This window comes from Streptomyces spongiae (assembly GCF_009377185.1).
GTDB classification, from domain to species: domain Bacteria; phylum Actinomycetota; class Actinomycetes; order Streptomycetales; family Streptomycetaceae; genus Streptomyces; species Streptomyces spongiae.
The window spans coordinates 1-17,232 of record NZ_VJZC01000174.1; the positions used below are offsets into that span (position 1 = coordinate 1).

Consider the following 17,232-nt stretch of genomic DNA (forward strand, 5'->3'; position numbering starts at 1 on the left):
GTCCCGGCCTCGGTCCCGGCCCCGGCCCCGGCCCCGGTCCCGGCCTCGGTCCCGGTCCCGGTCCCGGTCCCGGCCTCGGTCCCGGCCTCGGCCTCGGTCAATCGCCCACCGGCCGACGGCGTCCGGAAGGGCAGGGCGATACGGCCCACGGAGTCGCCACGGCTTTCCCCCTCCGCAATTCCCGCCCCGCGACAGCGAGCGACCATTCCCGATCCGCACCATGCGACGACAACACCCACCCCGCGACCCGCAAGGAGCGAGCCATGACTGACTTCCTGACGCCGCAAGGCATCGCCCGCCGCACCTCCGCCGCAGTCGACGCGGCTGTCGCGGTGGGGCGTGGTCTCGGGCTTGCCGTGACCGACGCCAAGGTTTTGTATGAGCTGTTCTCCGTCGTCGTTCACCTCGCGCCCTCTCCGGTCGTGGCGCGGATTCCCACTGTCCTGCCGCACTCCGTGGACCTGGAGTCCCAGGCGCGCCGCCAGCAGGCGGAACTGGACGTGGCGGGGTGGCTCGCGGATCAGGGGACCCCGGTGATCCCTCCCAGCCCTCTCGTGCCACGGGAACCCGTTCAGCGCGGTGGCTTCTCGATGACGTTCTGGCAGTTCGTCGAGGAGGACGGGGACAGGGAGCCCGACTACGTGGCGAACTCGGAGAGCGTGGCCGATCTGCACGCCGCGTTGCGCGCGTACCCGGGCCGACTGTCGTTCCTGTCCGCGGCCGAACCGCGGTTCGTCACGGAAAGCCTCGCTCTGCTCGAAGAGTGCCCCGACCTCATCACTCCGGCCGACCTGGACCGCGCGCGCCGCGAGTGGCGGGTCCTGGAACCTCTCGTGTGCTCACGCACGGCGTTCGAGGCGGCGTTCCCGGGGGTCGGTCTCCAGCCCATCCACGGCGACTCCCCGCCCGCGAACATCTTCTCCGGGGTGGACGGGGACCTCTACGCCGACTTCGAACTGGTCACGTTGGGCCCCGTCGAGTGGGACCTGGCCGCCCTCGGGCCCGACCTCGAATCCGCCTACAACCGCGGCGCACAGCGCAACGGTATGAGGCCGCTGAACGAGGACGTCCTGAGCTTCGTGAACGCCGTGGGGATGCTGCGGGCCATCGCCTCCCTCGCGCTCGTGCCGCAACTCCCCGTGTTGATGGAGTACTTGAAACCGGCCGTCGACCAATGGCGGACGATGCCGTTCGCCGGCGGCGTGGCCGACTGACGGAACCACCGGCGAGTACAGCGCGTCTACTCGCAGCCCAACAGCGCGAATCCTGCCCGAAATCGGGCAGAAAAATAGATGTTCCGTCGCTCTCGACGTATGGTGATCATCCATGATCGCCATAGACGCCTTATGGGCCTTCTCTCTGATAGCCGGCCTTCTCACCGTCACCCCCGGGCTGGACACCGCGCTCGTCCTGCGCACCGCCGCGCTCGGGTACCGCCGTCGCGCCTGGGGCGTGGTGCTCGGCATCCAGAGCGGCACACTGATCTGGGGCGTGCTCACCTCGCTCGGTGTCACCGCGCTGCTGACCGCGTCCCACCTCGCGTACGAGACACTCCGCTGGGCCGGGGCCGCGTACCTCATGTGGATGGGCGGCAGGATGCTGCTGGCCACCCGGCGCCACTCGGCGGACGAGTACCCGAAGACGATCGGCGGCAGGGCCGAGAATGCGGCCAGGACCGGGAATGCGGCCAGGACCGGGACAGGCGCCGGCGACACGCTGTTCGGTGGCTGGCACCAAGGGTTCGCGACCAATCTGTTCAACCCCAAGATGGGCGCCTTCTACGTCGCGGTGCTCCCGCAGTTCATCCCCGCCGGTGCCTCGCACCTTGCCGCAGGCGTGCTCCTGGCTGGTGTACACATCCTTCTGGCCGTCATCTGGGCCTGCGCACTGCTCACCATCGCGGAGGTGTTCCGAGGCCGCCTGCAACGGCCCTCGGTGCGCCGCTGTCTCGACCGCATCACCGGAACGGTCATCGCGGCCTTCGGTCTCCGCCTCGCGCTCGGGGAATGAACCGTCAGTCGACGCGACCGGCGGCCGGCCTCTCGACGATCCCCGGAACGCACACGATCAGTCATGCGGTCGGCGTGAGCCGCTGCCGACCGCGCCGACACCCTCTGAGCAGGCAACCAGCTCACCTGAAGTGAAAGGACACATGCATGTGCTCGCTCCCCACCAGCCCGGAGGCCGTGGTCTTCGACTGTGACGGCCTGCTGGTCGACACCGAGGTCTGCTGGAGCATCGCGGAAGCGGCTGTCTTCGCCGCGCACGGCCACTCCTTCGGCCAGGAACAGAAGGCGTTGCTCATCGGCCGTACCGTGGAGGCCGCGGGAGAGGCCATGGCGGACTACTTCGGGCGGCCGGGAGCCGGTGCCGAACTCGCCGCCGAACTCCTCGAAGGAGTCCGCAAGGAACTGGCCCGGGGCGCCGCCGCCCTCCCTGGGGCAGCGGAGCTGGTGCGTGCCTGCCGGGCAGCCGTGCCCATAGCCGTCGCCAGCAACAGCCCCCGGGAGCTGCTGGACACGGCACTGGGATCGGCGGGTCTCGCCGAATACTTCCCCCACTCGTTCGCCGCCGACGAGGTGCGTTCCCCCAAGCCCGCAGCAGACCTCTACCTCACGGCGTGCGAGGCACTCGGTGTGGCTCCGAAGCGTTCCGTCGCCTTCGAGGACTCGGCCACGGGCGTCTCCTCGGCGCGTGCTGCCGGGCTTTACGTCGCGGTCGTACCGTCCCTGCCGGGTGCCGACCTCGATCACGACTGGCTTGGCGCCGGCCTGGACGAACCCGAATTGCTGGACTGGGCCAGGGGGCTGGGGTCCGGCACGGTCCGCTGACACGCGCTCCGTGAGCGCGCGGGCGGCGGCCCCGGTGATTCGAGGTAACCGCCGGGCTATCGGACACGCACCGCGACGATCGTCGCCAAGGTCGGCGACAGCCGGATCTCGGTCGCATGGAGCAACGGGTGATCCAGCCAGTGACGTCGCGCTGCATCATGCTCGACGGCACCGGGGGCACCGGCGGGAGCGAAGTCGTCGAGCACGATGGTCCCCCCGACCGCCAGCCATCCCGCCGCCGGGTCCAGCGGCGAGTCGACCGACGGATCCTTGCCCTTCCCCCCGCCGTCCAGGACGAGGAGATCGAACGGGCCGTGCTTGACGAGGTCGTGCCAATCGCCATGCTCCACGCGTACGTGTGTGTGGCCGGAGAACAGCTCGGCTGCCGCCGACGCTCGTCCTTCGTCGAGCTCGATGCTCACAAAGGAAGTGCTCGGGTCGGATGCCTCGACCATCCACGCCAGCCCGACGCCGCAGCCCGTGCCGGTTTCACCGATCCGTCCGCCGCGCCAGCCGCGCGCGAGGACCGAGAGGAGCCGGCCCTGCTCCGGGGCGCAGGAGTGATCGAATCCGAGGGTCGCCGCAAGCTTCACCGCCGAACCCACCAACGGTGGAAGCGCGTCAACGTCCGAATACGCGGAGTTTCCGCCGACCGCCATCGTGCACTCCCTGTCTGGTCGTCCGATCCTTCACCATCCAGGATCCCCCACGCGAGGCGATCGGGAACAGTGTCCGTGCCGGTCGGGCTGCTCATTTGACGTTCCGCCGGCGGTGGGGCCGCCTGAACACTCCCTCTCAGGAGCGTGAGGGACGCCGCTGTCTCGGGTTTTCCCAATGGTCCGTGGGCGGCGGGGTCCGTGGAGCCAGGCGGTGACGGTCTCGGCGCCCCACCACGCACGACCCGGGGCCGAGCAGTGCGGCTGCCCACGCCGGTTGTCTGACGTAGCGTCAGATGTGGCGCTACGATACCGGCCTCCACTCATGCGAAGGGCTCGCGTGGCGGGCCCATGCGAAGGGGGCACCATGGGCAAGCTGGACGGACGTGTCGTCATCGTCACCGGAGCGGCCCGCGGTCAGGGCGAGCAGGAGACGAGGCTCTTCGCGGAGGAAGGCGCCAAGGTCGTCGTGGCCGACGTGCTCGACGACCAGGGCGAGGCGCTCGCGAAGGAGCTGGGCGCGCTGTACGCCCACCTCGACGTGAGCCGAGAGGACGACTGGCGGGCCGCGGTGGCCGCCGCGAAGGGCGCGTACGGGCGGATCGACGGGCTCGTCAACAACGCCGGCATCCTGCGCTTCAACAAGCTGGTCAACACGCCGCTTGAGGAGTTTCAGCAGGTCGTGCAGGTGAACCAGGTGGGGGTCTTCCTGGGGATCAAGACCGTCGCCCCCGAGATCGCGGAGGCGGGCGGCGGCACGATCGTCAACACCGCCTCGTACACGGGCGTGACCGGCATGGCGTACGTGGGCGCCTACAGCGCGACCAAGCACGCGATCGTCGGGCTGACGAGGGTGGCCGCACTGGAGCTGGCCGGGAAGGGGATACGGGTCAACGCCGTCTGCCCGGGCGCCATCGACACCGCCATGACCAATCCGGCCCAGCTCGACCCGAACGCCGACCCCGTGAAGGCGGCCGAGGGGCTCGACGCGTACTACCGCAAGCTCGTGCCGCTCGGGCGGGTCGGGAAGCCCGAGGAGGTGGCCCGGCTCGCGCTCTTCCTCACCTGCGACGACTCCTCCTACATCACCGGGCAGCCGTTCGTGATCGACGGAGGCTGGCTGGCGGGGGTCAGCGCCCTCTGACCATCCCTCCCTGCTCTGTATCTGACTTGCCGTCAGCTATTGACGGTGCAGGGGTGCGGTGCCACAGTCGGCGGCAGACCGCCGATCTGACGAAGCGTCAGAAACAGACTGGGGACGGTGAACCTCCTTGGAATTCGGGCTCTTTGTACAGGGATACGTGGGCAAGCGGGCCGAGACCGACCCGCTCGCGGAGCACAAGGCGCTGATGGAGGAGACCGAGTACGTCATCCAGGCGGACAAGTCCGGCTTCAAGTACGCCTGGGCGTCCGAGCACCACTTCCTGGAGGAGTACTCCCACCTCTCCGCCAACGACGTGTTTCTGGGCTATCTGGCGCACGCCACCGATCGGATTCACCTGGGCTCAGGCATCTTCAACCCCCTCGCCCAGGTCAACCACCCGGTGAAGGTCGCCGAGAAGGTGGCCATGCTGGACCATCTGAGCGAGAACCGCTTCGAGTTCGGCAGCGGGCGGGGCGCGGGCAGCCACGAGATCCTCGGCTTCATCCCGGGCGTCACCGACATGAACTACACCAAGGAGATCTGGGAAGAGACCATCGCCGAGTTCCCGAAGATGTGGCTCCAGGAGGAGTACCCCGGGTTCCAGGGCAAGCACTGGTCGCTCCCGCCGCGCAAGGTCCTGCCGAAGCCGTACGGGAAGTCGCACCCGGCGATGTGGTACGCGGCCGGCTCCCCGCCCTCGTACGCCATGGCCGCGCGCAAGGGGCTCGGCGTGCTCGGCTTCAGCGTGCAGAAGGTCTCCGACATGGAGTGGGTGCTGGAGCAGTACAAGACGGCGGTCGTGGACGCCGAGCCGATCGGCGACTTCGTCAACGACAACGTCATGGTGACGTCGACCGCGATCTGCGCGCCGACGCACGCGGAGGCGGTGCGGATCGCCGCGAGCGGTGGGCTGCACTATCTGCCCTCGCTCGTCTTCCGGTACCACGACACGTTTCCGCGGCCCGAGGGGTTCCCCGAGTGGCCCGAGACGCTGCCCGAGTACACCGAGGAGATCATCGAGCTGCTCATCGCCGAGGAGCTGTTGATCTGTGGTGACCCGGACGAGGTGCTCACGCAGTGCAAGCGGTGGGAGCAGGCCGGGGCCGATCAGTTGAGCTTCGGGTTGCCGGTGGGGGTGTCGCGGGAGGACACGTTGCAGACGATTCGGTTGGTGGGGGAGCACGTGATTCCGAAGATCGATACGGATCCCGTTCATCGGACGTCGCGGTTCCGGCAGGGCGCCTGAGGTTCGTCGGCGGCCGCGAGTCCGTTGTGGCTTGTCGCGCAGTTCCCCGCGCCCCCGAAGGGGCGCCCCACTCGCCCCAGGAGGTAAGTGCTCATGCTCGACCACGTCATCAAAGGCGCGACCGTCGTCGACGGCACCGGTGCGCCCGCCTTCACCGCCGACGTGGGCATTCGCGACGGGCGGATCGCCGTCGTCGGGAGCGTCACCGAGGAGGCCCGTACCACGGAGGACGCGGCCGGGCTCGTGCTCGCGCCCGGGTTCGTCGATCCGCACACCCACTACGACGCCCAGCTGTTCTGGGACCCGTACGCCACCCCCTCCCTGAACCACGGGGTGACCACGGTCGCCGGCGGCAACTGCGGGTTCACGCTCGCGCCGCTCAACCCCGAGCGCCCCGACGACGCCGACTACACCCGGCGCATGATGTCCAGGGTCGAGGGCATGTCCCTGGTCGCCCTGGAGGAGGGCGCGCCCTGGAGCTGGCACAGCTTCGGGGAGTACCTGGACGCCCTGGAGGGTCGTATCGCTGTCAACGCGGGCTTCATGGTGGGGCACTGCGCGCTGCGGCGGTACGTCATGGGGCCCGACGCGGTGGGTGGGCAGCCGACGCCGGAGCAACTCGACGCGATGGTAGGGCTGTTGCGGGAGGCGATGGAGGCGGGGGCCTGGGGGCTGTCCACCACCCAGTCGCGCTCGCACTCCGACGGCGACGGAAAGCCGGTGGCCTCCCGCCACGCGAAACCCGCCGAACTCCTCGCCCTCTCCCGGGCCGTCGGCGAGCACGAGGGCACCCAGATCGAGGCCATCGTGGCGGGCTGCCTGGACCAGTTCAGCGACGAGGAGATCGACCTCTTCGTGGAGATGACCGCGTCCGCCGGCCGCCCTCTGAACTGGAACGTGCTGACCATCGACGCGGCGGTCCCCGAGCGCGTACCGCGGCAGCTCCTCGCCGGCGAGCGCGCCCGCAAGTCCGGAGGCCGGATCATCGCGCTGACCATGCCGATCCTCACGCCCATGAACATGTCGCTGGGCACGTTCTGCGCGCTGAACCTCATCCCCGGGTGGGGGCCGATCCTCGCCCTGCCCGTCCCGGAGCGGATCGCCGAGCTGCGCGACCCCGACACCCGGGCCGAGATGCTGCGGAACGCCGTGTCCAAGGAGGCGGGCGTCCTGCGGCGGCTGACCAACTTCGGGCGGTACGTCATCGGGGACACCTACAGCGCGGCCAACGAGGGCCTGACCGGCCGTGTCGTACGGGACATCGCGGCCGAACGCGGCCAGGAACCCTTCGAGTGCCTGGTGGAGATCTGCGCGGCCGACGACCTCCGTACCGTCCTGTGGCCCATGCCCAGTGACAACGACCCCGACTCCTGGGCCCTGCGCGCCGAGACCTGGCGGCACGAGGACGTCATGCTCGGCGGCTCGGACGCGGGCGCGCACCTGGACCGTATGTGCGGCGCCCCGTACACCACCCGCTTCATCGGTGACTGTCTGCGCGGGCGGAAACTGGCGTCGCTGGAGCAGGCCGTGAAGATGCTGACGGACGACCCGGCGCAGCTCTTCGGCCTCCGGGAACGGGGCCAGGTGAGGGAGGGCTTCCATGCGGACCTCGTCCTCTTCGACCCGGAGCGCATCGACGCCGGCAAGGCCACACTGGTGCACGACCTGCCGGGAGACAGCCCGCGGCTGGACTCCAAGGCGATCGGCGTACGCGCGGTCTGGGTCAACGGGGTCGAGGCCATCCGGGACGACGTGGTGACCGGTGCCGTACCGGGCAAGGTGCTGCGCTCGGGGCGGGACACGCGGACAGTGAGCACCAGGTGACAGCCGAGGTGACAGCCGGGGGAAATCTGTTCATCGGCGGCGCGTGGGTCGAGCCCGACGGCGGGCACTACGAGGTGATCGACCCGGCGACCGAGCGGGTGGTCGGGCTCGCGCCGGAGGCCTCCCGGGAGCAGGTGCACGCGGCCGCCTCCGCTGCCCGCGAGGCCTTCGGCCCGTGGTCGCGCACGCCCCCGGAGGAGCGGGCGGCGATCCTGGCCCGCACGGCGGAGCACATCCAGCGTCACCTGGTGCCCTACGCCGACCTCGCGCAGGCCGAGAGCGGTGCGACGACCGGGACGGCGCGCGGGATGCAGGTGGCGGTCGGCGCGTCCCGCTTCAAGCGGTACGCGAAGGGCGCGCTGGAACCCGTCGAACAGCCCCTGCCCCCGCAGATCAACGAGGCCGGGCCCTTCGGAAAAGCGGCCGTGATGGGCGCCCTGGCGGTACGGCAACCGGTGGGCGTCGTCACGTGCATCACCTCGTACAACAACCCCTGGGCCAACCCGGCCGGCAAGATCGCCCCCGCCCTCGCCATGGGCAACACGGTCCTCGTCAAGCCCGCCCCTCAGGACCCGCTGTCGGTCTACCGCATGGCCGAGGCCCTTGAGGCGGCGGGCGCTCCGCCGGGCGTCGTGAACGTGGTGAGCGGCTCGGGGGCCGAGGCGGGGGAGGCAGCCGTCGACTCGCCCGACGTCGACATGGTGAGCTTCACCGGATCGACGGCCGTCGGGCAGCGCATCGCCGAGGTGTGCGGGCGGGGCATGAAACGCCAGCTGATGGAGCTGGGCGGGAAGGGCGCGGCGATCGTCTTCGACGACGCGGACCTCGGTTCGGCGGTGTCCGGCATCGGCACGACGTTCTCGTTCTACAGCGGCCAGATCTGCACGGCGCCGACGCGGGTGCTGGCGCAACGGGGCGTGTACGACGCGCTGGTCGCCCAACTGGCCGGGTACGCGGGCCGGTTGACGGTGGGCGACCCGCGTGAGCCGGGCACGGTCGTCGGTCCGGTGATCTCGGCCGCCCACCGGGACCGCGTGGAGTCGTACGTCGAACTGGGCCGCAAGGAGGGCGCGAGGCTGGTCGCGGGCGGTGAACGGCCCGCTCTAGACCGGGGTTTCTGGGTCCGCCCCACCCTCCTTGCGGACTGCACCCCCGACATGCGGGTGGTCCGGGAGGAGATCTTCGGCCCGGTCGTGGTGGTCCTCCCCTTCGAGGACGAGGAGGAGGCGGTCGCCCTGGCCAACGACTCCGACTACGGCCTCATCGACTACGTCTGGTCGGGCGACGTGGCCCGCGCCTTCCGGGTGGCGCGGCGCCTGTGGGCCGGGGGCGTCGGCGTCAACACCGTGGGCCGCAACATGGAGGCCCCGTTCGGCGGCTTCAAGAGGAGCGGCGTCGGCCGGGACGTGGGTTCGTACGCGCTGCACGCCTACAGTGAGGTGCAGGCGATCGTGTGGCCGGGCTGAGCGGTCGACTCGAACATCGGCGGCTGGGCCCGGGCAGGGCCGGGCGTGTGACACGCTCGGGGCATGATGACACCACCGGACGGACTACCTGTGTACCGCGTACTGACCGGGCCTGACGACGAGGAGTTCTGCCACCGTGTGAGCGAGGCCCTGGCGATGGGGTACCGGCTTCACGAGGGGCCGTCGATCACGTCCAACGGGGGACGGGTGATCATCGCGCAGGCGGTCATCTGGCCCTGAGTCATCGAGCGCCGCGGTAGGTGCGGCGGTACGCGGCCGGCGTGGTGCCCAGGGTGCGGCGGAAGTGCAGGCGCAGGGCGTCACCCGTGCCCAGGCCACTGCGTTCGGCGATGGTGTCGACCAACAGGTCGGTGGTTTCGAGGAGTTCGCGTGCCCGGGCGACGCGCTGCTGGTTGAGCCACTTCAGCGGCGTGGTGCCCACCTCGCGGGCGAAGTGCCGCTCGAAGGTACGCACGCTCATGTCGGCCCGGTCCGCCAGCTCGGCGACGGTGAGCGGCCCCTCCAGCCGCGCGATCGCCCAGTCCAGAACGGGGGCGAGCCCCTGGGCGGGCGGCGCCGCGCCGGTCCTCGGCCGGGAGTACTGGGCCTGGTCGCCCTCGCGGTGCGGGGCCACGACCATACGGCGGCCCACCTCGGCGGCCGCGGCCGTGCCGTAGTCACCGCGGACGATGTGCAGGCACAGGTCGATGGCCGCCGCGGTGCCGGCGCTGGTGAGGATGTCGCCGTCGTCGACGTACAGGGCGCGCTCGTTGACGCGGACGCGTGGGTGACGGCGGCGCAGCTCGTCGGCGTACATCCAGTGCGTCGCGGCCTCGCGGCCGTCCAGCAGACCGGCGGCGGCCAGGACGAACGCGCCGGAGCACAGCGAGGCGACGCGCGCGCCCCGGGCGTGGGCCTCGCGCAGCACGTCGAGGAGCGCGGCCGGGGGCTCGTAGCCGTTCATGAGGCACGCCGGGACGATGACGAGGTCCGCGGCGCCGAGGGCGTCGAGGCCGTGCTCGCTCTCCAGCCGCAGGCCGCCCGGAGCGTGCTGCACTCCCGGGTCAGTCCCGCACAGCGCGAGGTCGTACCACGGGGACGGCGGCTCGACATCACCGCTGAATCCCCCGAACACCGCGCAGGGAACGGCCAGTTCGAAGAGCGAGGACTCCTTGAGCAGGGCGACGGCCACCCGGATCGGAGCCGCGGAGGCAGTCTCGGGTTCGTGCATGACGCGAATATAGGGGACCCTGACGTTTCCGTCACTGGTTGGCGGTCGCCGCCCGGCCGGATGCTGAGACACATCGGCGTACGTGACCCGGAAGTCGGAGGCGCAGGAATGACGTACGAACACACGGGGCGGCCGCGGGCACGGCCGCGGTCGCTGTCACCGCAGTGGCGGATGGGCCTGGCGGGAGTGACGGCGATCGGTGTCACCTTCGGCTTCGCCCGCTACGGATACGGGCTGTTCCTGCCGGAGTTCCGGCGCGAGTTCGGGCTGTCGGTGTCGCTGGTGGGGCTGATCGGCAGCGCCACGTACCTGGGATACGTGGCCGCGCTCGTACTGGTCGGCGCGCTGGTCTCACGGTTCGGTCCGCGCCCGCTGGTGGTCGCCGGAGGGCTGTCCGCGACCGTCGGGATGGGCCTCGTGGCCTTCGCCCGTACACCGGGGACGCTGACCGCCGGACTGATCCTGGCCGGTACGAGCTCCGGGTGGGCCTGGGCGCCGTACTCCGACGCGGTCGACCGGACGGTGCCGCCCGGCTCGCGCGAGCGCGTCATGGGCGTGATCGCGAGCGGCACGGCCTTCGCGGTCGTCGTCGCGGGACCACTGGCCCTGATCGCCGGGGGCCACCACTGGCGGCAGGCGTGGCTGGCCTTCGCCATGGCCGCCCTGCTGACGACCCTCTACAACGCGCGCGTCCTGCCCGGCGGAGCGCACCGCCCGGCCACCGCCGGTACGGGATGGGCACGACCCGTCGCCCGGTGGCTCGCCCGTCGCGCCGCCGTCCCGCTCTTCCTGACAGCCCTGTCGTACGGACTGGTCGGCGCCGTCTACTGGGCCTTCGCGGTCGAGCTGATCTCGGGGGAGGCCGGGAGGAACGCGCCCACGGGCGCGTTGTTCTGGACCGTGATGGGTCTGGCGGGGACGGCGGGCGCGCTGACGGGGAGCGCGATCGCGCGGCACGGTCTGCGCCGGGTCCACGGTCTGCTCTTCGCGGGCATCGCCGCGGCGGTCGCCCTGCTCGGCGCCGCGCCGGGCACACCCGCCGCCGTCATGCTCTCGGCGGTGCTCTACGGGCCGTGCTTCATGGCGGGTTCGGGCCTCCTCGCGGTGTGGAGCTACCGGGTCTTCCCCGACCGGCCGTCGACCGGGTTCAGCGTCACGGTCCTCTGCCTCGGCGTGGGCACGATCACGGGCCCGGCCGCGCTGGGGTTCTTCAGCGACGCGTACGGCCTGCGCGCGGCGTTCCTCGCCACGGCGGCCGTCGCGGCAATGACGCTTCTCGTGCGGCCGCGGGCTGGGGCCGGAGGCGGAACGGTACGTCGCGGGAAGCTCGCTGCTCTCACCGCTCAACGAAGCTCGTCCGGAGTCCGCCGCAGCAGCAGGGTGGCGAAGCCGAGGGTACGGCGGTAGCCGTGCAGCCAGCCGGCGCGATGCTCGGCGGCGACCGCGTACGCCTCGGCGCTGTCCGGGGTACCGGAGTGGTCCAGGGCCCAGCGTGACAGGGTGCCGGTCCACGACCACTCGTACTCGTCCCACTCCTCGGTGGTGCTGATGTGCCCGTACACGGGCGTCCACCCGTCCGCGACGATCCTGTCGACGGTCGTCCCGAGATCGGCGAAGTCGTCGGCCGCGAACCCGGCGTCGAGGGTGCGCTGGTCCGGCTCGCGCTCCCAGAAGGTGTCGCCGATCAGGGCCGTACCGCCGGGGGCGAGGTGACGGCGAACGGCTTCGAGCGTCGGCCCCAGTCCGCCGAAGGCGTGGGTGGCGCCGACGCAGAGGACGAGGTCGAAGGGGTGGTCGGAGCTGAACTCACTCGCGTCCTGGGCATGCAGGCCGACCCGGTCACCGAGCCCGCGCGCCGCGATCCCCTCGCGGGCCTGGGCGATGGTGTCGCCGTCGAGGTCGACCCCGACGGCCTCCACCTTCGGCCGCCCCTCCACGGCCCGCACCAGCCACTCCCCCTTCCCACACCCGAGATCCAGCACCCGCTCGGCCCCGTCCCGCAGGGCACGATCGAGAAGACGGGCCACGGAGGCGTCGCCGAGGGGTGCGGCGATGGGGTGGTCGGCGTGGGCGAGGGCACTGATTCGGCTGCGGTCCATGGGGGGATCGTCTCCCGGGCAGGGGAGGGGCGTCTGCCGATTTTCGTGCTGTCGCAGACGCGGACTGGGTAGCGTCGCCCGAATGACGAGTAACGACGCGATGATCGTGTGGGTGAACGGGGCGTTCGGCAGCGGAAAGACCACGCTGGTGGACGAGTTACGGCCCCGCTGGCCCGAAGCCCTGGTCTACGACCCGGAGATGGTCGGCTACGTACTGCGAGAGATCGTGGACGTCCCGACCGGCGACTTCCAGGACCTACGGCTGTGGCGCCGCCAGGTCGCGGAACTGGCGGTGGGCCTGGTCGAGGAGTACGGGCGTCCACTCCTCGTCCCCATGACGCTGGTCAACCCGGCCTACATGGACGAGATCTTCTCCGCACTGAGGAAGACCGGCATCACGGTGCACCACTTCTTCCTCCAAGTGCCGCCCGACGTACTGGAAGAGCGGATCGACGGCCGCAGCTTCACCCCGGACGACCCCGAACAGGAGGAACGCGTCCGCAACTGGTGCAAGTCGAAGATCCCGTCCTGCGTGGGGTTCCTGGCAGAGGCTCCCGCCGACACGGTGGTGCTGGACGGTGAGTTGTCGCCGGGGACACTTGCCGATCAGGTGCTCAACAGCGTCGGGGTCGTGTCCCCGTAGGGGGGACCGCCTGAGGGTGTCACACATCCAGGAGATGTGTGACACCCGTAACTTCACCTCTCCTTGCCGCGCAGCGCGTCAGCTCTCCAGATCCACCCGCACCGTCAGCAGAGCCGTCCCCACCAGCCGCACCACGGCACTGTTGGACCGGGGCAGCGTGCGCAGGCGGGCCGCGGCGTCGTCGTCGGGCAGGAGGTGGGCCGTTCCCTCGTGCCAGCGTCCCCCGAGGCGCACCCGCACCCGGGGGTTCGCGCGGATGTTGCGGACGTACTGGGATCTCTCCCCGTACTCCGAGACCATCCAGAAGGAGTCACCGACACGGCGGCCGCCCACGGGGGTGCGGCGGGGCAGGCCGGAGGTGCGGCCCGTGGTCTCCAGCGCCGTCTGGAAGGGGATCCGGCGCATGACCGGGTTGAGGATCCTGCGCTGGAAGGTGGTGACGGCTCGGTGCTTGCGGTCGTCGTTGGAGGCCATCGGCTGCGGGCTCCTCTGCGGGTGTGGTGGTCGCGGTTGTGGTTCCTGCGGGCGTTGAGCAAGGTGTAGCAGACGATGGGAACAACGGGACGAGGCGGTGGCCGATGAGGGTCGTGACCTGGAACCTGTGGTGGCGCTTCGGCCCCTGGGAGGCGCGGCAGAAGGCGATCCTCGCCACGCTGCGGGAACTGCGGCCCGATGTCGTCGGCCTGCAAGAGGTGTGGGAACAGGGCCCGGACAACCTCGCCCAGTGGCTGGCCGGTGAGCTCGGCATGCACTGGACCTGGGCGGCTTCCGAGGAACCGGGGTACTGGCAGCGGCGGATCGGGGACGCGAGCGTCGGCGTCGGTAACGCCGTACTGAGCCGGTGGCCCGTCGTGGAGCGGGCGGTGCTGCCGATGCCCGCCGGGGAGGGACACAGCGGCAGGCTCGCCCTGTACGCGCGGCTGGACGCGCCCGGGTGGCACGTGCCCTTCTTCACCACACACCTCACCTCCGCCCCGTCGGCCTCGGCCGTCCGCTGCCAACAGGTCACCGCCCTCGCCGAGTTCGTCGCGCGGCACAAGGGCGGCACCGACTTCCCGCCGGTCGTCACCGGGGACTTCAACGCCTGGCCCGACTCCGACGAGGTCCGGCTGTTCGGCGGGTACAAGACGGCCTCTCCCGTGTCCGGCCAGTACCTCTTCGACGCCTGGGAGTACGCGGATCCCGCGGCTCCGTCGGCCACCTGGGACTCGGCGAACCCGTACGTCGCGGCGACCTACTCGCCGAGCGTGCGGGTCGACTACATCCATGTGGGGCCCGGGCCCGGCAGGCTCGGTGTCGTGCAAGCGGTGCGGCGCGCGGGGGACGGCCCGGTCGACGGCGTATGGCCGTCCGACCACGCGGCGGTGGTCGCCGACTTGGCGCTGGAAGGAGTGGACCGCTTCAGGCAGCAGGTGGTCTGATCGGCGCATGGCGAAATTCCGTTGCCGCTGTGGTGAGGTGATCACCATGAGCGGAGAGATCCCCAACCCGCTCGAGTGGCATCTCGTGTCGGACAAGGAGATCGAGGACTACTGGGAGTCCGAGGACTTCTCGGGGCTCCACCAGGTGGCAAGGCCCGTCTTCCTGTGCCCCGCGTGCGGGAGGATCTGGGTCTTCTGGAACGGGTATGAAGGGGACGCCGTTTCGTACGCCCGCGAGAGTGATTGAAGCGACCACACGTCGCCGCGCTACCCGTGCCGCCCCAGGAAGATCGGGTTCGTGAACGCCGCCAGCGGGCCCGGGAAGGACGTCACCACCGCCTCGTGCCGTAGTTCCGCCCGTACGTACGCCGCGTACTGCGCCGTCGTGCGCCACTCGACCGTGCCCGCGCCGGACACCGGCAGGGGTTCGCTGGTGTGGAGGACGCCCTGGTCGGTGACGAGGCGGACCGTGCAGCGGGGTGCGCCCGTGGCCTCCAGGCGGACCGTGACCGGGTCGTCGCGGTCCACGTCGAGCCGGTCGCCGATGCCCGCGTGCTCGCCCCGGCCGCCGACCGCGGTGAAGGACAGGGACACTGTCTTTGATTCGGCCACGTACGAGCGGCCCGCCCTCAGCCCCTCCTGGATGGCCTCGCGGGTCAGGTCGTCGGCGAGGACGACCGTCTGGGGCCGGCCCACGGGGTCGGGGTCGCGGTGGGCGTCGCTGTTGCCCATCGCCGGGATCCAGGAACGGCCACCATCCGTCCGCACCGAGGCGACCAGCATGCCGTCCCAGTCCGCCAGTGCCACCTCGTCGTCGGGGGTGTACGCGCCGTTCCACACCTCGATCACGTCGGCCTCGCCGAAGCCGAACTTCCAGTTGCAGCCGATGCAGGTGGCGTGCGGGTGGGCGGGGACGACCAGACCGCCCGCGTCCCGGATCTTGCGCGCGTACTTGCCGAAGCGGTTGTCCCGGGCCCGGTAGCGCCAGTCGATGAACGTGCCGGGGTCGGTGCCCAGCGCCACCACGTGGCCGTTGCGCGTCGTGACCTCCTCGCCCAGCAGGATCAGCAGGTCGTCCCCGGCCTGCTCGGACCAGTGGGCGTGCGCGGAATGGGTGTTGTGCTCGGAGGTGTTGATGAAGTCCAGGCCCGCGGCTCGGGCGAGCGCCGCGATCTCGGCGGGGGTGCGGCGGCCGTCGGAGTACCACGAGTGGAGGTGGCAGTCGCCGCGGTACCAGGCCCGGCCCCGGCCCTTCGCGCGGGACGGCGGGTACACCGGCTTCACGGCCTTGCCCGGCTCGCCGTACGTGAGGGTGATCGTGACCTCGTACGCCAGGCCCTGCGGTGCCACCGTGTACGGGCCGAGCGCGATGTGCCAGGTGCCGGGGCGGACCGGGCCGGGGATGTAGCCGGGCGTCGCGTCGTCCGCCCGGATGAAGAACTCCGTGCGGGCCCCGCCCGACCAGCCGCGGAAGCCCTTGCCGCCGAGGGCGGTGCCGCGTTCGTCGAAGACGCCGATGTCGAGGGCGTTGCCCACGGTCCCGGCCGGGACGGCCGGCTTCTCGTAGGTGTACGCGACGTGCAACTCCCGTACGCCGGAAGGTACTTCGACGGGGAGGTACACGAAATCCGGGGAGCCGGTGGGCAGCGTGCCGCGCACCGTCTTCGTCTCCTGGTTGCTCGCCGCCTCGGCGGCCTGGCCGTTGTCGAAGCTCACACTGCCCAACGTAAGCGCGGCGGCGGCTCCCGTCACGAACAGGGCTCGTCTGCCCAGGCCGGTGTTGTGGTCGTCGCACATGCTGCTGCTCCCAACGCGTCGGATCGTCACACGGGTGTCATCACGCGGGTGTCATCACATGGATGTCGTCACATGGGTGGTGCAGGTGGGGCACGTACAACCTTGCTATTCAGCCGTGAACTTCCGTGCAAGGGAAGGGGATCGGCATGTTGCGCGCAAGCGGCGTGGTCGCCTTCCGGACGCTCACGATCGGTGTTAGGAACGGGCCATGCGGATCTCGACCACGATCTTCCTCACCGACGAGACGATCACTCCGGCCCGACTGGCCCGTGAACTGGAGGAACGCGGCTTCGGCGGGCTGTACCTGCCCGAGCACACCCACATCCCCGTCGAACGGGTGACGCCGTACCCGGCGGGCGGGGAACTACCGCCCGAGTACGGCCGCACGCTCGACCCCTTCGTCGCGCTGGCCCAGGCCGCGGCGGTCACCGAGCGGCTGGGCCTCGGCACCGGCATCACACTCGTCGCCCAGCACGACCCGGTCGCCCTCGCCAAGCAGATCGCGACCCTCGACCACCTCTCCGGTGGCCGGTTCACGCTCGGCGTCGGCTTCGGCTGGAACGTGGAGGAGGCGGCGGACCACGGTGTGGAGTGGGGTACGCGGCGAGAGCTCGTACGGGACCGGATGGCGCTGATGCGGGCGCTGTGGGCGGCGGAGCCGGTGGCGTACGAGGGCGCGTTCGGTTCCGTACGCGCCAGTCACGCGTACCCCAAGCCCGTACAGAAGCCGCGTGGGCCGGTTGTCGGGCCACGCACGCTGGTCGGCGGGGCGGCAGGGCCGAAGCTGTTCGCGCATGTGTGTGAGTACGCGGACGGGTGGATGCCGATCGGGGGGCGGGGGCTCGGTGAGTCGTTGCCGGTTCTCCGCGAGGGC

Annotated in this window: 18 protein-coding genes; 13 read left to right on the plus strand and 5 right to left on the minus strand. The window is 70.8% G+C overall.

Going from position 1 to position 17,232, the window contains the following annotated elements; translation table 11 throughout:
- Positions 1-263: 263 nt before the first annotated feature.
- From FNH08_RS23005 to FNH08_RS23015, 3 genes are all read left to right on the plus strand, one after another.
- Complete coding sequence (locus FNH08_RS23005) at positions 264-1,214, plus strand: phosphotransferase (RefSeq protein ID WP_152773401.1); 951 nt, start codon at positions 264-266, stop codon at positions 1,212-1,214.
- Between the two features lie 112 nt (positions 1,215-1,326).
- Complete coding sequence (locus tag FNH08_RS23010) at positions 1,327-2,010, plus strand: LysE family translocator (protein ID WP_152773402.1); 684 nt, start codon at positions 1,327-1,329, stop codon at positions 2,008-2,010.
- 146 nt (positions 2,011-2,156) lie between these two features.
- A complete protein-coding gene (locus FNH08_RS23015; protein WP_152773404.1) occupies positions 2,157-2,831 on the plus strand; it encodes an HAD family hydrolase in 675 nt (224 codons plus the stop codon).
- A 56-nt stretch (positions 2,832-2,887) separates the two neighbouring features.
- Here the strand turns inward: FNH08_RS23015 and FNH08_RS23020 are convergent, their stop codons facing one another.
- Positions 2,888-3,490: an O-methyltransferase gene (locus tag FNH08_RS23020; RefSeq protein ID WP_152773406.1), complete on the minus strand. Its 603-nt coding sequence runs from the start codon at positions 3,488-3,490 to the stop codon at positions 2,888-2,890.
- Positions 3,491-3,854: 364 nt separating this feature from the next.
- On the opposite strand from FNH08_RS23020, the gene FNH08_RS23025 reads away from it, so the two are divergent.
- The 5 genes from FNH08_RS23025 (at position 3,855) to FNH08_RS23045 (ending at position 9,407) form a co-directional block, all read left to right on the plus strand.
- Positions 3,855-4,631 (plus strand): SDR family NAD(P)-dependent oxidoreductase, encoded by a 777-nt coding sequence (locus FNH08_RS23025; RefSeq protein WP_152773408.1) that lies wholly within the window; start codon positions 3,855-3,857, stop codon positions 4,629-4,631.
- Between the two features lie 127 nt (positions 4,632-4,758).
- The gene (locus FNH08_RS23030) at positions 4,759-5,877 is read left to right on the plus strand and encodes an LLM class flavin-dependent oxidoreductase (protein ID WP_152773409.1); all 1,119 of its coding nucleotides are present in this window, start codon (positions 4,759-4,761) and stop codon (positions 5,875-5,877) included.
- 93 nt (positions 5,878-5,970) lie between these two features.
- The gene (locus FNH08_RS23035) at positions 5,971-7,701 is read left to right on the plus strand and encodes an N-acyl-D-amino-acid deacylase family protein (RefSeq protein ID WP_152773411.1); all 1,731 of its coding nucleotides are present in this window, start codon (positions 5,971-5,973) and stop codon (positions 7,699-7,701) included.
- Complete coding sequence (locus FNH08_RS23040; RefSeq protein WP_322725159.1) at positions 7,698-9,167, plus strand: aldehyde dehydrogenase family protein; 1,470 nt, start codon at positions 7,698-7,700, stop codon at positions 9,165-9,167. The genes FNH08_RS23035 and FNH08_RS23040 overlap by 4 nt, the downstream gene beginning before the upstream one ends.
- Positions 9,168-9,230: 63 nt before the next feature.
- Complete coding sequence (locus FNH08_RS23045) at positions 9,231-9,407, plus strand: DUF1737 domain-containing protein (RefSeq protein ID WP_152773413.1); 177 nt, start codon at positions 9,231-9,233, stop codon at positions 9,405-9,407.
- A gap of 1 nt (position 9,408) precedes the next feature.
- Here FNH08_RS23045 and FNH08_RS23050 read toward each other — a convergent pair whose 3' ends face one another.
- On the minus strand, positions 9,409-10,359 hold the full coding sequence (locus FNH08_RS23050; protein ID WP_407704432.1) for a GlxA family transcriptional regulator: 951 nt from the start codon (positions 10,357-10,359) through the stop codon (positions 9,409-9,411).
- A gap of 147 nt (positions 10,360-10,506) precedes the next feature.
- Here FNH08_RS23050 and FNH08_RS23055 point away from each other — a divergent pair, with 147 nt between their 5' ends.
- Positions 10,507-11,805 (plus strand): MFS transporter, encoded by a 1,299-nt coding sequence (locus FNH08_RS23055; protein WP_152773418.1) that lies wholly within the window; start codon positions 10,507-10,509, stop codon positions 11,803-11,805.
- Here the strand turns inward: FNH08_RS23055 and FNH08_RS23060 are convergent.
- Positions 11,742-12,497 (minus strand): SAM-dependent methyltransferase, encoded by a 756-nt coding sequence (locus FNH08_RS23060; protein WP_152773419.1) that lies wholly within the window; start codon positions 12,495-12,497, stop codon positions 11,742-11,744. The genes FNH08_RS23055 and FNH08_RS23060 overlap by 64 nt on opposite strands.
- A 100-nt stretch (positions 12,498-12,597) precedes the next feature.
- Between FNH08_RS23060 and FNH08_RS23065 the strand changes: the two genes are divergently transcribed.
- A complete protein-coding gene (locus FNH08_RS23065) occupies positions 12,598-13,140 on the plus strand; it encodes an AAA family ATPase (RefSeq protein ID WP_152773434.1) in 543 nt (180 codons plus the stop codon).
- Positions 13,141-13,218: 78 nt separating this feature from the next.
- On the opposite strand, the gene FNH08_RS23070 is transcribed toward FNH08_RS23065, so the two are convergent.
- The gene (locus FNH08_RS23070; protein ID WP_152773421.1) at positions 13,219-13,614 is read right to left on the minus strand and encodes a nitroreductase/quinone reductase family protein; all 396 of its coding nucleotides are present in this window, start codon (positions 13,612-13,614) and stop codon (positions 13,219-13,221) included.
- Between the two features lie 104 nt (positions 13,615-13,718).
- On the opposite strand from FNH08_RS23070, the gene FNH08_RS23075 reads away from it, so the two are divergent.
- Positions 13,719-14,561, plus strand: coding sequence for an endonuclease/exonuclease/phosphatase family protein (locus FNH08_RS23075; protein WP_152773424.1), 843 nt, complete (start codon positions 13,719-13,721; stop codon positions 14,559-14,561).
- Between the two features lie 46 nt (positions 14,562-14,607).
- A complete protein-coding gene (locus FNH08_RS23080) occupies positions 14,608-14,808 on the plus strand; it encodes a hypothetical protein (RefSeq protein ID WP_152773426.1) in 201 nt (66 codons plus the stop codon).
- A gap of 20 nt (positions 14,809-14,828) precedes the next feature.
- On the opposite strand, the gene FNH08_RS23085 is transcribed toward FNH08_RS23080, so the two are convergent.
- Positions 14,829-16,358 (minus strand): CehA/McbA family metallohydrolase, encoded by a 1,530-nt coding sequence (locus FNH08_RS23085; RefSeq protein ID WP_152773428.1) that lies wholly within the window; start codon positions 16,356-16,358, stop codon positions 14,829-14,831.
- Positions 16,359-16,566: 208 nt separating this feature from the next.
- Between FNH08_RS23085 and FNH08_RS23090 the strand changes: the two genes are divergently transcribed.
- A partial coding sequence (locus FNH08_RS23090; protein WP_152773430.1) for a TIGR03619 family F420-dependent LLM class oxidoreductase occupies positions 16,567-17,232 on the plus strand: 666 nt, incomplete at its 3' end.

Bases quoted from the DNA above. Each gene is read 5' to 3' on its own strand.
- FNH08_RS23070 (WP_152773421.1), bottom strand. From the start codon at position 13,614: ATGGCCTCCAACGACGACCGCAAGCACCGAGCCGTCACCACCTTCCAG.
- FNH08_RS23045 (WP_152773413.1), top strand. From the start codon at position 9,231: ATGATGACACCACCGGACGGACTACCTGTGTACCGCGTACTGACCGGG.
- FNH08_RS23075 (WP_152773424.1), top strand. From the start codon at position 13,719: ATGAGGGTCGTGACCTGGAACCTGTGGTGGCGCTTCGGCCCCTGGGAG.
- FNH08_RS23035 (WP_152773411.1), top strand. From the start codon at position 5,971: ATGCTCGACCACGTCATCAAAGGCGCGACCGTCGTCGACGGCACCGGT.
- FNH08_RS23055 (WP_152773418.1), top strand. From the start codon at position 10,507: ATGACGTACGAACACACGGGGCGGCCGCGGGCACGGCCGCGGTCGCTG.
- FNH08_RS23065 (WP_152773434.1), top strand. From the start codon at position 12,598: ATGATCGTGTGGGTGAACGGGGCGTTCGGCAGCGGAAAGACCACGCTG.
- FNH08_RS23010 (WP_152773402.1), top strand. From the start codon at position 1,327: ATGATCGCCATAGACGCCTTATGGGCCTTCTCTCTGATAGCCGGCCTT.
- FNH08_RS23080 (WP_152773426.1), top strand. From the start codon at position 14,608: ATGAGCGGAGAGATCCCCAACCCGCTCGAGTGGCATCTCGTGTCGGAC.
- FNH08_RS23005 (WP_152773401.1), top strand. From the start codon at position 264: ATGACTGACTTCCTGACGCCGCAAGGCATCGCCCGCCGCACCTCCGCC.
- FNH08_RS23060 (WP_152773419.1), bottom strand. From the start codon at position 12,497: ATGGACCGCAGCCGAATCAGTGCCCTCGCCCACGCCGACCACCCCATC.
- FNH08_RS23085 (WP_152773428.1), bottom strand. From the start codon at position 16,358: ATGTGCGACGACCACAACACCGGCCTGGGCAGACGAGCCCTGTTCGTG.
- FNH08_RS23015 (WP_152773404.1), top strand. From the start codon at position 2,157: ATGTGCTCGCTCCCCACCAGCCCGGAGGCCGTGGTCTTCGACTGTGAC.
- FNH08_RS23020 (WP_152773406.1), bottom strand. From the start codon at position 3,490: ATGGCGGTCGGCGGAAACTCCGCGTATTCGGACGTTGACGCGCTTCCA.
- FNH08_RS23025 (WP_152773408.1), top strand. From the start codon at position 3,855: ATGGGCAAGCTGGACGGACGTGTCGTCATCGTCACCGGAGCGGCCCGC.